Origin of the sequence: Paenibacillus sp. J5C2022 (assembly GCF_025567625.1) — a bacterium.
GTDB lineage: Bacteria > Bacillota > Bacilli > Paenibacillales > Paenibacillaceae > Pristimantibacillus.
This window is the reverse complement of the sequence record NZ_JAOQJC010000007.1, coordinates 132,052-144,924: the sequence shown is the minus strand read 5'-3', so window position 1 is coordinate 144,924 and position 12,873 is coordinate 132,052. Positions and strand designations below refer to the sequence as shown.

At 53.6% G+C, this 12,873-nt stretch carries 10 protein-coding genes; 6 read left to right on the top strand and 4 right to left on the bottom strand.

Annotated elements, in window-relative coordinates; translation table 11 throughout:
- The first annotated feature begins 16 nt into the window (after positions 1-16).
- From M6D81_RS08020 to M6D81_RS08005, 4 genes are all read left to right on the top strand, one after another.
- Positions 17-814 (top strand): AraC family transcriptional regulator, encoded by a 798-nt coding sequence (locus M6D81_RS08020; RefSeq protein WP_262676335.1) that lies wholly within the window; start codon positions 17-19, stop codon positions 812-814.
- Positions 815-926: 112 nt separating this feature from the next.
- A complete protein-coding gene (locus M6D81_RS08015; RefSeq protein ID WP_262676334.1) occupies positions 927-2,078 on the top strand; it encodes a Gfo/Idh/MocA family protein in 1,152 nt (383 codons plus the stop codon).
- A gap of 12 nt (positions 2,079-2,090) precedes the next feature.
- Complete coding sequence (locus tag M6D81_RS08010; RefSeq protein ID WP_262676333.1) at positions 2,091-3,281, top strand: dihydrodipicolinate synthase family protein; 1,191 nt, start codon at positions 2,091-2,093, stop codon at positions 3,279-3,281.
- A 53-nt stretch (positions 3,282-3,334) separates the two neighbouring features.
- Positions 3,335-4,156 carry a sugar phosphate isomerase/epimerase family protein gene (locus tag M6D81_RS08005; protein ID WP_262676411.1) on the top strand — a complete coding sequence of 274 codons (822 nt, stop codon included), beginning with the start codon at positions 3,335-3,337 and terminating at the stop codon, positions 4,154-4,156.
- On the opposite strand, the gene M6D81_RS08000 is transcribed toward M6D81_RS08005, so the two are convergent.
- The 4 genes from M6D81_RS08000 to M6D81_RS07985 form a co-directional block, all read right to left on the bottom strand.
- Positions 4,125-4,943 carry an FUSC family protein gene (locus M6D81_RS08000; protein ID WP_262676332.1) on the bottom strand — a complete coding sequence of 273 codons (819 nt, stop codon included), beginning with the start codon at positions 4,941-4,943 and terminating at the stop codon, positions 4,125-4,127. The genes M6D81_RS08005 and M6D81_RS08000 overlap by 32 nt on opposite strands.
- Positions 4,944-5,116: 173 nt before the next feature.
- Complete coding sequence (locus M6D81_RS07995; protein ID WP_262676330.1) at positions 5,117-5,992, bottom strand: carbohydrate ABC transporter permease; 876 nt, start codon at positions 5,990-5,992, stop codon at positions 5,117-5,119.
- Positions 5,993-6,010: 18 nt separating this feature from the next.
- Positions 6,011-6,886 (bottom strand): carbohydrate ABC transporter permease, encoded by an 876-nt coding sequence (locus M6D81_RS07990; RefSeq protein WP_262676329.1) that lies wholly within the window; start codon positions 6,884-6,886, stop codon positions 6,011-6,013.
- Positions 6,887-6,951: 65 nt separating this feature from the next.
- Positions 6,952-8,214 carry an ABC transporter substrate-binding protein gene (locus tag M6D81_RS07985; protein ID WP_262676328.1) on the bottom strand — a complete coding sequence of 421 codons (1,263 nt, stop codon included), beginning with the start codon at positions 8,212-8,214 and terminating at the stop codon, positions 6,952-6,954.
- Between the two features lie 445 nt (positions 8,215-8,659).
- On the opposite strand from M6D81_RS07985, the gene M6D81_RS07980 reads away from it, so the two are divergent.
- Together M6D81_RS07980 and M6D81_RS07975 are read left to right on the top strand one after the other, a co-directional pair.
- The gene (locus tag M6D81_RS07980; protein ID WP_262676327.1) at positions 8,660-10,258 is read left to right on the top strand and encodes an S-layer homology domain-containing protein; all 1,599 of its coding nucleotides are present in this window, start codon (positions 8,660-8,662) and stop codon (positions 10,256-10,258) included.
- Positions 10,259-10,275: 17 nt separating this feature from the next.
- On the top strand, positions 10,276-12,849 hold the full coding sequence (locus tag M6D81_RS07975; protein ID WP_262676326.1) for a hypothetical protein: 2,574 nt from the start codon (positions 10,276-10,278) through the stop codon (positions 12,847-12,849).
- The last annotated feature ends 24 nt before the right edge of the window (positions 12,850-12,873 follow it).

Sequence of the window (12,873 nt, the reverse complement as noted above, 5' to 3'; positions counted from 1 at the left end):
GAAGGAGGTCCGATGCATGAACGGCATTCATTGCTACGAGGCCAAGCATCTGCAAGGGTATACGATCAAGGAGCATATGCACGATTACTATCAATTGCTGTACGTTATTGAAGGGGAGGGCGCATTGCGGCTGGACGGCAAGAGCCGCCCTCTTGGCGCAGGCCATGCCGCCGTCATCCCGCCGCATGCTTCCCACAGCGTCGCATCGGACAATGGCTTAACCTTGCTGGTGCTGGCTTACGACAAGGAGAGCGCAGGTGAACATGCGATGCCGCAAGGCTTGCAGAAGCCGTGGACAAGTCCGATGCATATGAAGCTGAACGTCATGGCTGCGGGTGAACTGCGGCTCTTGCTGCGCAAGGCGCTGTTCGAGCAGAAGCGAATGGATGCGTTCAGCGAATGGGCGCTGCGCATTCATCTGCAGGCGATGCTGCTGTTGCTGGCCAGAGCGGAGCAATCCGCTCTGGTTACGGATGCGGACGGGCTTCGTGCGGAACGGATCAGAGACTATATCGACTCCCATTATTACGAGCCGCTGACGCTGCGGGATCTGGCTTACAAGCTGGGGGTAAGCACCCGCCATACGACGACGATCTTCAAGAAGCAGTACCATCAGACGCCGATGCATTATTTGACGGAGGTTCGAATCGGAGTGGCCAAGAAGCTGCTGGCGGAGACGGAAGGAGAGATTGCATCGATCTGCTTCGAGATCGGGTACGAATCGGTTCCCGCCTTCTACCGTGCGTTCAAAAACAGCGCAGGCATGTCTCCCCACAAATACAGGCTGCAGCAGCAACACGGAGCTGCGGAGTAATGCGGAAAGCGACCGCTTCCGAATATGAGAAAAGCAATCGCAATACGATAAGACAGGGTCCCTCTCTTCCGGTAGGATAAAGAAAATCAAGCCGAAGGAGAGGGATTTTCATATGGGAATAATTCAAGTCGGAATCATTATGAATGGCGTAACGGGGCGTATGGGGACGAATCAGCATCTGATCCGGTCAATCAAGGCAATTCGGGAGGAAGGCGGCATCGTGCTGCCGGATGGCGATGTGATCATGCCGGACCCCGTTCTGGTGGGCAGGCAGGCGCATAAGGTGCAAGCGCTGGCGGAGAAGCACGGCATCTCGCGATGGAGCACGGATCTGGACGCCTGTCTGGCCGATTCTCATAATGTGATCTACTTCGACTCCCAGACGACGGTGCAGCGGGCGGCCGGCGTAGAGCGCGCCATTGCTGCGGGCAAGCATATATATTGCGAGAAGCCTACCGCTACGAATCTGGAGGAATCGCTTCGCTTGGCCCGGCTAGCCCGGGAGAAGGGCGTGAAGAACGGGGTAGTGCAGGACAAGCTGTTCCTGCCGGGGCTGCTGAAGCTGAAGCGATTGATCGATGCCGGCTTCTTCGGGAAAATATTGTCTGTGCGCATGGAGTTCGGCTACTGGGTGTTCGAAGGGGACTGGCAGCCCGGCCAGCGTCCGTCGTGGAACTATCGGAAGGAAGACGGCGGCGGCATTATTGTGGACATGTTCGCGCACTGGCGATATGTGCTGGATAACCTGTTCGGCGAGGTGAAGGCGGTATCCTGCTACGGGACGACGCATATACCGGAGCGGGTGGATGAGAAGGGAGAGCGGTATGCCTGTACAGCCGACGATGCTGCATACGCCACCTTCCTGCTGGAAGGGGATATTGTCGTGCAGGCGAACTCTTCTTGGGCGGTGCGGGTCAATCGTGAGGATCTGCTGACCATTCAGGTGGACGGTACGGAAGGAAGCGCCGTGGCAGGCTTGCGCGATTGCAAGACGCAGCATCGGATCAATACGCCGAAGCCGGTCTGGAATCCGGACATCCCCAATCCGATTCGATTCGTGGAGCAGTGGCAGGAAGTTCCGGACAACGCTTCGTTCGACAACGGCTTCAAGGTGCAGTGGGAAATGTTCCTGAAGCATGTTGTGACGGACTCGCCGTTCCCGTGGGATCTTCTGGAGGGAGCGAAGGGGACGCAGATGTCGGACCTGGGGCTTCAATCGTGGCGGGAGCGCCGCTTCGTCGACGTGCCGGAATTGACGCTATAGGAGGGATGGAAGATGACCAGCGTATTGCAACTGCCGGCAGCCGGCGGCACGGTTCACCCCTACACATTGAACCACACAGCACCCGTATTCACTAGTGGGCATGAAGCGCAGCGAGGGAGCGGCGGCCGCTTCCAGAGCAGGATCGCTTATGCCGCGGCACATGTCGTCTGCGACCCGCTTGCCGCGTACGATCCGCTGCACGACGTCTCCATCGACTGGGAGGCGACGATGGCGTACCGCCGCCATCTCTGGTCGCTGGGCTTCGCAGTGGCGGAGGCGATGGACACGGCACAGCGCGGAATGGGGCTGGATTGGTCGCGCGCGCAGGAATTGATCGCCCGTTCCATACGGGAAGCCGAAGCGGTAGGCGGTACGGTCGCTTGCGGTGCGGGAACCGATCATCTTCCGCCGGGGCCGTCGGTCAAGGTGGAGGACGTCATTGCCGCATACGAGGAGCAGTGCAGCTTCGTCGAGGAGCGCGGCGGAAGAATCATTCTGATGGCGAGCCGTGCTCTTGCCGCTTGCGCGCAGGGACCGGACGATTACGAGCGCGTATACGGCGCGATCTTGAGCCAAGTATCCTGGCCTGTCATCCTACATTGGCTCGGCGACATGTTCGATCCCGCTCTTGCAGGCTACTGGGGCTACGACGATACGGCAAGTGCAATGGACGTGTGCCTTCGCGTCATTCACAGCCATGCGGACAAGGTGGACGGCATCAAAATATCGCTGCTCGACGCAGCGCAGGAAATTAAAATGCGCCGGCTGCTGCCGGAAGGGGTAAAAATGTACACCGGCGACGACTTCAACTATCCGTCGCTCATTGAGGGTGATGAAGCGGGTTACAGCCATGCGCTTCTGGGCATCTTCGACGCCATCGCACCTGCGGCATCTGCGGCATTGGAGGCTCTGGACGGAGGAGACCTGCGGCGCTATCGCACCCTCATGGAGCCGACGGTCGCGTTGTCCAGACATATTTTCCGGAAGCCGACTTATGCGTATAAGACCGGCATTGTGTTCATGGCTTATTTGAACGGCCATCAGAATCACTTCCGCATGGTTGGAGGAGCCGAAGGGGCAAGGTCGATGCTTCATCTCGCCGAGCTGTTCAAGCTGGCCGATGCGGCGGGCTTGTTGGCCGATCCGGAGCTTGCCGTGCAGCGGATGAAGCGCGTGCTGGCGATTGCGGGGGTGGAGCAATGAAGCGGACAGCTAGCGAGGAGATGGCAGTGGAGCGGACACATAGACGGCATGAGGTGGAACCGCTGCAGACGATTGATCGGCTGAGCTTGAACCAGATTACGACAGACCGTTGGAGCCTGCGCGAGGCGGCCGAAGGCTGCGTCAGGGCGGGCGTGCCGTGGATCGCGTTGTGGCGGCATAAGGTGGCGGAGGCGGGACTGCAGGAGAGCCGGCGGATCATTCGCGATACGGGCTTGCAGGTATCCAGCTTATGCCGCGGCGGCATGTTCCCGGCGGCGACGGCCGCCGAGCGCGAAGCGCGAATCGACGATAACCGCCGCGCCGTGGACGAGGCGGCGGAGCTGGGCGCCGATACGCTGGTGCTCGTCTGCGGTCCCGCGCCCGACCGGGACATTGACGCAGCCCGCGCGATGGTGGAGGCGGGCATTGAACGGCTTGTCCCTTACGCCGAGTCTTGCGGCATCCGGCTTGGCATCGAACCGCTGCATCCTATGTATGCGGCGGAGCGGTCCGTCATCGTGACGTTGGAACAAGCGAATGCGGTCGCTCGCGCTTATGCGCCTGAGCAAGTCGGCGTCGTGATCGACGTGTTCCATGTATGGTGGGACCCGAAGCTGTACGAAGGCATTGCGGATGCAGCGGGCCGGATCGTCGGCTATCATGTATCGGACTGGATCGTGCCCACTCCGGATCTGCTCATGGGCCGCGGCATGATGGGCGACGGCGTGATCGAGCTCAGACGCATTCGCGCAGCCGTAGAAGCTGCCGGTTATAATGGACCGATTGAAGTGGAGATTTTCAACCGGGAACTGTGGGACCGGCCAGGCGACGAAGTGCTTGCGCTTATGAAGGAGCGTTACCTGGAGCATGTGTAGCATAAGATGATGCTTGAAGCCGAAGGACGGCGGACGCCAGCAACTCGCGCAGGCGGCGCCGTTCTTCGTTATTATGGCTGCTCTGGCTATGTTCGATGTAGAATTGCATGCGCTGCATCGTTCGCAATTCCCTTCGCAGAGCGGCGATTTCCCGCAGATCGGAGAAGTCGGTTCGGCGAAAGCGCAAGTCGTCGATGTGATATTGCAGCAGAGTGGCCAACTCGCTTAACGATCTGTCCTTCAAGGCGTGCTTCGGCATATGCTGCCCGCGAAGCGCTTGGCGAGACAGTTCCAGCATGCGCGGAACATGCCCGCCGAACATGCTGCGAAGCTCTGCGGTGTAATTGGGCCGGAAGAGCAGATAGTTGACAAGCGCGGAGACGATGACGCCGGTCATTGTCGTGCCGAGACGTATAAAGAAATTGATCAGGAAGTGATGATCGGTCAGCGGAATCATGTTGACGGCCGTTAATGTGGCGACGACGATCGTATCCCTCCAGCCGAGGCGATAGCAGACATAGATGGTCGCCAATGCCGACAAAGCGAAAGTAATCGGCTGCGGTCCGAGCCAGGCGTCGAACAGCATGGCGAAGGCAGCGCCGATTGCGGTCGAGGGAATGCGTATCCATCCTTTGGAGACGGATGCGTGTACGGTAGGCTCGATAGAGACGATGGCCGCTATGACGGCGAATATCATCGGCCAGCCCAGCAGATAGCATATTTCGGCGGTTATATATACCGCAACAGCGGTTTTGAGCAGTCGTTTTCCTTTTCGAAGTTGATTCATGGAAGCCTCCAGTCGAGGGAGTGGGGGACGGTGCGACTCCGCACATCTTATTACTATACCATATCCCCTACCAACCGTATCGCTCAGGTTCCCATGCTGCAGATGCCAGCTCTTGCTTCAAGCTGATGATGGTGCGGTCAGGCACGTCCTTATTCTTTTTTGCCATGCATCCATTACTTCAATGCCCCTTCTGTCAGTCCCGCGACGATATAGCGATGGAAGAAAATATACAAAATAATCATCGGAATGGTGATGATCGCGAGTGCGGAGAACAACAGCTTGTAATCTGTCATATACCGGCTGGAGAAGGCGAGCAGACCGACGGGAATCGTCTTGAGCTCGTCGTTCTGAATATAGAGCATCGCAAGCAGCAGCTCGTTCCAGGTATTCAAAGCAGAGAAAATGCCCACCGTTGCCATGCTCGGAATGAGCAAAGGGAAGATGACGCGGGCGAACAACGTTGCTTCGCCGCAGCCGTCGATCTTGGCCGCTTCCATTAGCTCGCGGGGGACGGAGTCCAGATAAGCCTTAAGCAGGAAAATGGCCAGCGGCAGCCCGACGCCGATATAAGGCAAAATGAGCCCCATATAGCTGTCCTTCAAGTTAAGTTGGTCGAAAATATAGCTCTGTGCAATGATGAAAGATTGCAGCGGCATGAACAGGCCAAATACGAACAGCAGCATAAGCGTCTTGCTTCCTTTGAACTTCAGCTTGCTGAAGGCGAATGCGGCCATGCTGGCGAATAGCAAAATGCCGATAATCGTCAAGGCGGTGACGATGACGCTGTTTTGGGCATAAGTGTTCATGTTGCCGGCTTGCCATGCATCGGCCCAGTTCTGCAGATTGATCTCGCTGGGGAGACGGAAAGGCGAAGCGAATATCTCCCTGTTCTGCCGGAAGGAAGAGAGCACAAGCCAGATCATGGGATAGAAAAACAGGCTGGACAATACGATCATGAAAGCATAATAGCCTATTCTGGAAGCTAAGCGCTGTGTCCGGTCTGAAGCTGCCGCCTTCCTTTCGTTTCTGTGAATGGCTGCGGTTGTCACGTTCTGCACCTCTTTTCTTCAATACTCCAACGCGCTCTCCTTGCGCTGCAGCTTACTGGCAATGAAACCGATAATTGCGATGACAAGGGTCATGATGACAGCCAGCGCGGAGCCATAACCGATGCTCATATGGCTAAAGACGACTTTAATGAGATAAGTCGTAACAATTTCCGTCGAGCTGTAAGGCCCTCCGTTTGTCATGACATAGAACAGGTCGAATGCCTGGAAGCCGGTAAGCACGCAAAGCATCGTGCCTGTGCTGATTAATCCTTTTATCATCGGGATTTTGATACTGAAAAAAATTGCACGTTCGCTTGCGCCGTCGAGATAGGCGGATTCATAGATGTCCTTAGGAATGCGTTGAATGCCGGAATAAAAAATCGTCATATAGAAGCCGGCGTATACCCATCCGGAGACGAGGCAGATCGCAAACAGAGCTGTATCGGGGTTGCCGAGCCATACCTGCGCCCAACTGTCCATCCCGATTGCTCTCAAAACGGAGTTGATCAGTCCGAAGTCGGAGTTGTAAACAAACTTCCACAGAAAGGATACGACGATCATAGGCAGCATGACAGGGGTGAAGAAGGCGATGCGGAATAATCCGCTGCCTCTGCGCTTCATCGTAATTAAGCCGGCCAGCCCGAGCCCGACGAGAACTTCCAGAAAGACGGTTGAGACGATATAGATCAAAATGTGTCCATACGAATCCAAATACACACGGTCCTGCAGCGCCCGGGCATAGTTATCCATGCCGGTGAAGGTCATCTCGCCATAGCCGTTCCAGTCATAGAAGCTGAAGGCGAAAGTCATCACGATGGGGAGCAGGATCGTAAAACCGAACAGCAGAAGCGCTGGTGCGATGAATAGATAAGGAGTGATAAGTTTTCGGGACATCTGCCCACCTCCAGGGTACGTTTAAGCAGAAAGACCGGCGAGTATGAACGCCGCCGGTCTTTTCGTCATTTTTTTAGAGGGGCAACAGTGGTGTCGACCTCAGCCAAAGCGTCTTCCGGCGACTTGGCGCCGCCCAGCACTTGAGAGGTTGCTTTGTTCAGCGCATTGGCCACCTCTATGTCATAACCCGTGTCAGGCGGCGATACGAGCATCGGGGCATTTTGCATCAGTTTATTCAAGCTCAAGGATAGAGGGTGCATAGATTCTTCATCTATGCCGTCCTTCGTAATTGGAACGGCGCCGGCTTCGGTCAGCTTCTTGGAAGATTCCGCGGAGCTGTAAACTTTCATGAATGCGATTGCTTCGTCAATATGCTTCGAATTTTTGTTGACGACCATGCCGTTCAGAACGCCGATTACACTGTTAAGATCGCCTTTGCCACCGGGGATGGCCGGCAGGTTGAAGTAATCCATCTCTATATTCGGCGCTTCCTCCACCGCAATTGGCACTAGCCAGCTTCCTATAGGATGCATCGCCGCCTGGCCGTTGAAGAACATCATATCCCCTTCATTGTCGGCAATCGCGTTAACGCTGTCATTGATATAACCTTTGTCCCAAAGTTCTTGCACATACCCATAAGCTGTAACAAAATCAGCAGAGTTGAATGGCTGTTTCAGTTGCAGGGCGTCACTGTATGCTTGTTCCCCGACAACTCTGGAAATCAGGTGGCCGATCCAGTTGCCGGCAGGCCACAGATCCTTGTTGCCAGATACGATCGGCGTAATGTCGGCTGCTTTCACTTTTTCACAGATTTCCAAAAATTCATCCCAAGTAGATGGAGGCTGCAAACCGAGGTCATTGAATATTTTCTTATTGTAGAACATGACATTGGTCACATCGCCGGCTGTTGGAATCATATATGTTTTTCCGTCAAATATCATGCCGTTGAAGGTGCCTTCGGAAAATTGATCTCTTAAGCCCGAGCTTTGCAGTTGATCTGTTATATCTGCGGCAAAGCCGTCATCGACTTTTGTTTTCAGCCTCTGTCCGGCCCACTCGAAGTAAAGGTCAGGAGCATTTTTGCCGTTCAGCAAGTTTTGCAGGCCAATCGTTTGATAAGTGTCGTCGTCCTGGAAGATGAACTCTACTTTTACGCTTTTATTCTCTTGCTCGAATTGCTCTCCGATGTCCTCCCATACTTTGATCAGTCCTTCACCCGGCGATACCATGGCAATGCGAAGAGTAACCTCGTCGCTGCTTGCATTGGAGCAGCCTGCTGAAGCGATAGCTAGCATGAGAGCAACAAGCCAGATCCCCCGCCTTCTCATTTTTCATCACTCCCTTTTCATAATGAATGAAAATTTGTTGTAACAATGTAACTTAATATTATTAATCTTCACTACCTATTGTCAATCATTTTGTTGCGGTAACTTATCGTTTGTTATAATGGCTAGTTATCGCGCCGTACTGTCGAATGACGTCGTTTATGGCATTATATCAATGAATTTGTCGTATTTCCGGGGAAATAATACTATTGTGTCGGGATTGCCGGAATAGGTTGACAATATGTTATGTTTATAAATACAATGTGAATGAAATGTTACTACAAATTAGACACGAGTATATAAAGTGGGAGGTGTGCATTTAATACAACAGCATTGCTGAAACCGCTGTCAAGTGATTTGGCTTTGACGAGAAGGACTTGCAGCATAGGCGAGATGAGGAGATGAGAATGGTGTTTGTACTGAGGAATGCAAAGAGGGAGGAAGGCCAATGAAATGGAAATGGAAGCAAGCGGTTGTACTCATCGCATTAGTGTCCGCAATGTCTGTGACGTCCGCGGCTGCAACAGGCGCTGCAGCGATGAAGGAAGAAATTCCTGAATGGGCATCCGAAGAAATTGCCGTCTGGCAGGAGCTTGGCCTGTTGAAGGGGAACGAGCGCGGGCAAGTGCTGCCATATGAGAAGGTGAAGAAAGCGGAGTTTGTTGCCTTTATCAATCGAGTATTTCAATATAAAGCGCAAAGCGGCGAGAGCTTCAAGGATGTTCCTCAAGATGCTTGGTATGCTGCGGATATAAGCAAGGCTGTCGCTTCAGGCGCTATTATTGGCGATGGCGACAGGAGGATTGCTCCGCTGGAATACCTGACAAGGGAAAAGGCGGCTATTATTGTTCAGCGCGTATTTCAAGTCCCAACAGCGAATGATGAGACTTCGTTGTTCAAGGATGATGATGACATATCGTCATGGGCGAAGGAAGCGGTTTATGCTCTCAAAGAAAAGGGGTACATGGAAGGTACGCCGGCAGGAGAGTTTTTGCCAAAGAAGTCGCTGTCCCGCGCGGAAGCGGTGAAGATGATCCATAACGCTATGGGGCGGCTCATTGCCGATCATGAGAGCTATTCGGATGTGACAGGCGATAATCTTGTGGTCAATACGGCTGGAGGAACGTTTGCAGCTATGGATTTAACAGGGGATATGTATATTGCGCCCGGTGTGGGTGATGGGGATTTATCGATATCAGATTCCGACATTGCAGGCACGCTGTTTGTGAATGGAGGAGGCGCTGAGAGCATTTATATTTCCAATAGTATGGTGAACAAGCTGGTTATTCTAAAGCCGCTGTCGCCTGTAAGGGTTGTACTCAGCGGCACAACACATGTGTCAACGATTATCGTGCGCTCGGACAGTGAGCTTGTAGTGGAGAATGAAGCTTCGGTAGAGGAATTGCATGCACATGCCGCTGTTGAAGTGTCTGGCAAGGGTATGATTGAGTCGGCTGTCATTCATGCATCTGGCGTGGTGTTCGAGCACTCTCCAAGACAATGGGCATTAAACGGCAATAAGACCAAGATTGCGGGCAAGCTCGTGACAGAAGACGGAAGTGTCAAGTCTCCTATTATTATTTATCCTTCTCCAAACCCGAACCCGGGGACAGTCAAGGAGCCTGATCACTACACTTATGCGGAAGCGACGGAACAGTTTGGATCGGATGGCGCGGAAGGACTCGTCAAAAGGTATATTGCTTTCTTGGAGGACCCTACTTACACGCCGTCGATCGCCAATCCGAATGTGTCTATGCCTGATTTTGCCAATGCCGTTACCTTTGTAGATTATCAGTTCGAGGTGCAGCCTTCTATCTTCGCAACGATGCCGGCGGTGAATACATCGCTATTGAATGAAGACCGGACGATGCTGTGGATTGGCACAGATGAAGGCATTACGAGCATTTCGCTCGGCAACAACAGGATGAAGAGCTACTCGAAGGAAGGCGGCCAACTGCTTGACGATAAAGTGCTGCTGCTTCTGTCCGATGGGGATGCAGGCGTGTTCGTGATAACGGAGACGGGTGTTACGCATATTTATCAGTGAGGAAAGGGGATATCTTCATGATGACTATATGGTCAAAGCGAGGGAAATGGATGGCCGGCGCATTGGCAATAGCGGTTGCGATGACGCTAGTCGCGATGCCGGTACATGCGGCTAAGCTGCCTTCAGCGGCATACAAGCCGATTCAATTGGAAGCTGTGCCGACGAAGGAAGTGGCTTATTACAGGAATGGCTCTGTTTCTTTGCCAGATACGATTGAATGGGTAACGGATAACAAAGCGCTGACTTTTCTGCCGCTGGCGGCGGTTGAGGGAGTTACCAGCGTTGTTCGGGATGCAGGCGATGTGTACTGGATCGGTACGGACAATGGCTTGCAGCGGGTGAATTTCTCTGAGGAGGATCCTGGAGACATCGTGCAGTATATGGCAGGTCCCCGTTATCTGTACGGAGGGGACAATCATATTACAGGATTGGCCAGTGACGGCAATGGCGGCATCTGGGCCCGTACGGACAGCGGCGTAACTCACATCACGATGCCGATGCGCACGATGTATGACAAGACGATCGTGTACGAGGAGTTGGATCAAACCGTCAACAACCGGTTGAATATGATTGCCGACACGACATTTATATTCCAGGAGAATGACCTGGCTAAAGATTACATTGATTACCATTCGCCTACGGGTGAATTTATATCTGTCCCCAAGACGCACGACAATGACGGTCTATGGACGAGCATGTACGCTATCGGCGAAATTTACCGGTATGCAACGTTATTGGAACAATACGGAGCTAACCCGACGAATGAACAGGAGCAAGAAATAGAGGAGGCAAAGGAGGTTGCGCTGCGCGCAACCAAAGCGGTTCTGTTGCTTGACTACGTCTCGGGAAGGGGCAACGGATTTCCTGCTCGCTCCTATATGCTGACTGACGATTCATACGCACAGACGGTAGATGGTTCGGTGTACGGCTATCAAGGGCAAAACGGATTTTGGTTCCAGCATTTCGTAGGTGAAGAGCATGTGAATCCGAATGGCATTATACCGAGCATGCAGCGTGATGACAGGGAGCCGATCGGTTACTCCATGGTGCGCGTTACGAAAGACTCCATGACGAAGAAGGGCTCCAACATCTTCGCCTCGGAAGGCAATGGGGTGATGAATTATAACGGTCTTGGCCTTAGCCCGGATTCCATCGAGGAGTTGAATAAATCAAGGCCCGACGGCCAGAAGCTGGGGATGAATATTCGCACGCAAGTGGATACGGAGGACGGAACGCCGGTCTATCAAGTGCTCCCGGTCGTTACGGCGGCTACGAATGACGCCCCGGCCTTTGAAGACAAGTCGACGGGAGAGGGCAATAAGCCGCTGTTCCAGCTGACGGTGCCGGTGTACGAGCGCATTCCAGCGTTTTTCAATGATCTGGTTCCGCTCTCAGCGCTTAAGGACGGACATATAGACATGAATCAAGTGGTGTACAAGGCGGATACGTCATCCGATGAAGTGGTCGGACACTATGCTCTGTTCTTCACGGCTTACAAATATCTGGTCGCAGACAGCATAGACCCTGAGTTGCTGGAGCTGAAGGGCTACATTGAAGAAGCGACCAAGCGAATGACAGATCTCATTCTGAAGAATGGACACTACTATATTGAGGATGCGACGGGCAAGTCGACTTCGTGGTCGAAGTGGTATGCGAAGTACTTCAATGACCATATGGCGGTCATGGAGCAGCAGCCGGAGTGGCAGTCGAAGGTAGGCGTAAGCGCGGATAAGGAGGACGCTCTGTCCTATGGTTTCGAAGACGGACCACTGAACGCGCTGGAGCTGATGTCGGCGCTGAAGACGGCGGGCTATGTGACGGAGAGCGCTTATCCGAGCGATGCGCAGAGGTATAAGGAAGCGTACGCTGCGGTGTTCGAGGGTGGCTACAGCAAGGAAGCGCCTTACGTGAACGGCAAGGGGTATATTGATCTGGCCTTGGAATATATCGACCGCAGGCTGATCCGTCAGGCGACGAATGCCTATGCGGTTAATGGCAACGAGGTGGTCGCGGAAGAGAGCTACACGTACACCAATGATATTGGAGACAATTCCAATATGAACGCAACTATTCACGGCGACTGGACGCAGTATATTAATTATTCGGATGAGGAGCTTGCCTGGTTCTCGATCTATCCCCTCCTATTGCTGGAGAACGACCCGGATAGACATGAGCTGATTACGGCTGCATTCGATCAATGGTATGAGAATATGGGGCGGGAGCACAATCCGTTCTACACATTCCTGTATCAGCTCGCTCATCCGGAACGAACGGATATCGACCTGGAATCGGCGGTGCGTTATCTGTACAAAATGCCGCAGTATCCCATCACGTTCCCCGCGAATTGGAACCGGCAAGACGTATTCTATATTGAGCCGGGCGATCGAGACAAGGAGAGGAAGCAGACCAACTATGTTCTGGACTTCGATGAGAGGGCGCTGATGAAAAATAACGGAAATCCGTTCGCGGCTTATAACCAAGCGGGCGGAGCCAATCCGAACTTCAATTATAATAACGGCGTATTCGAAGGAGGCACCATCTTCACCTTGCCTTATTGGATGGGACGTTATTTCGAGATGATCAAGGAATAAGCGAAGAGGGATGCTCTCGCCAGG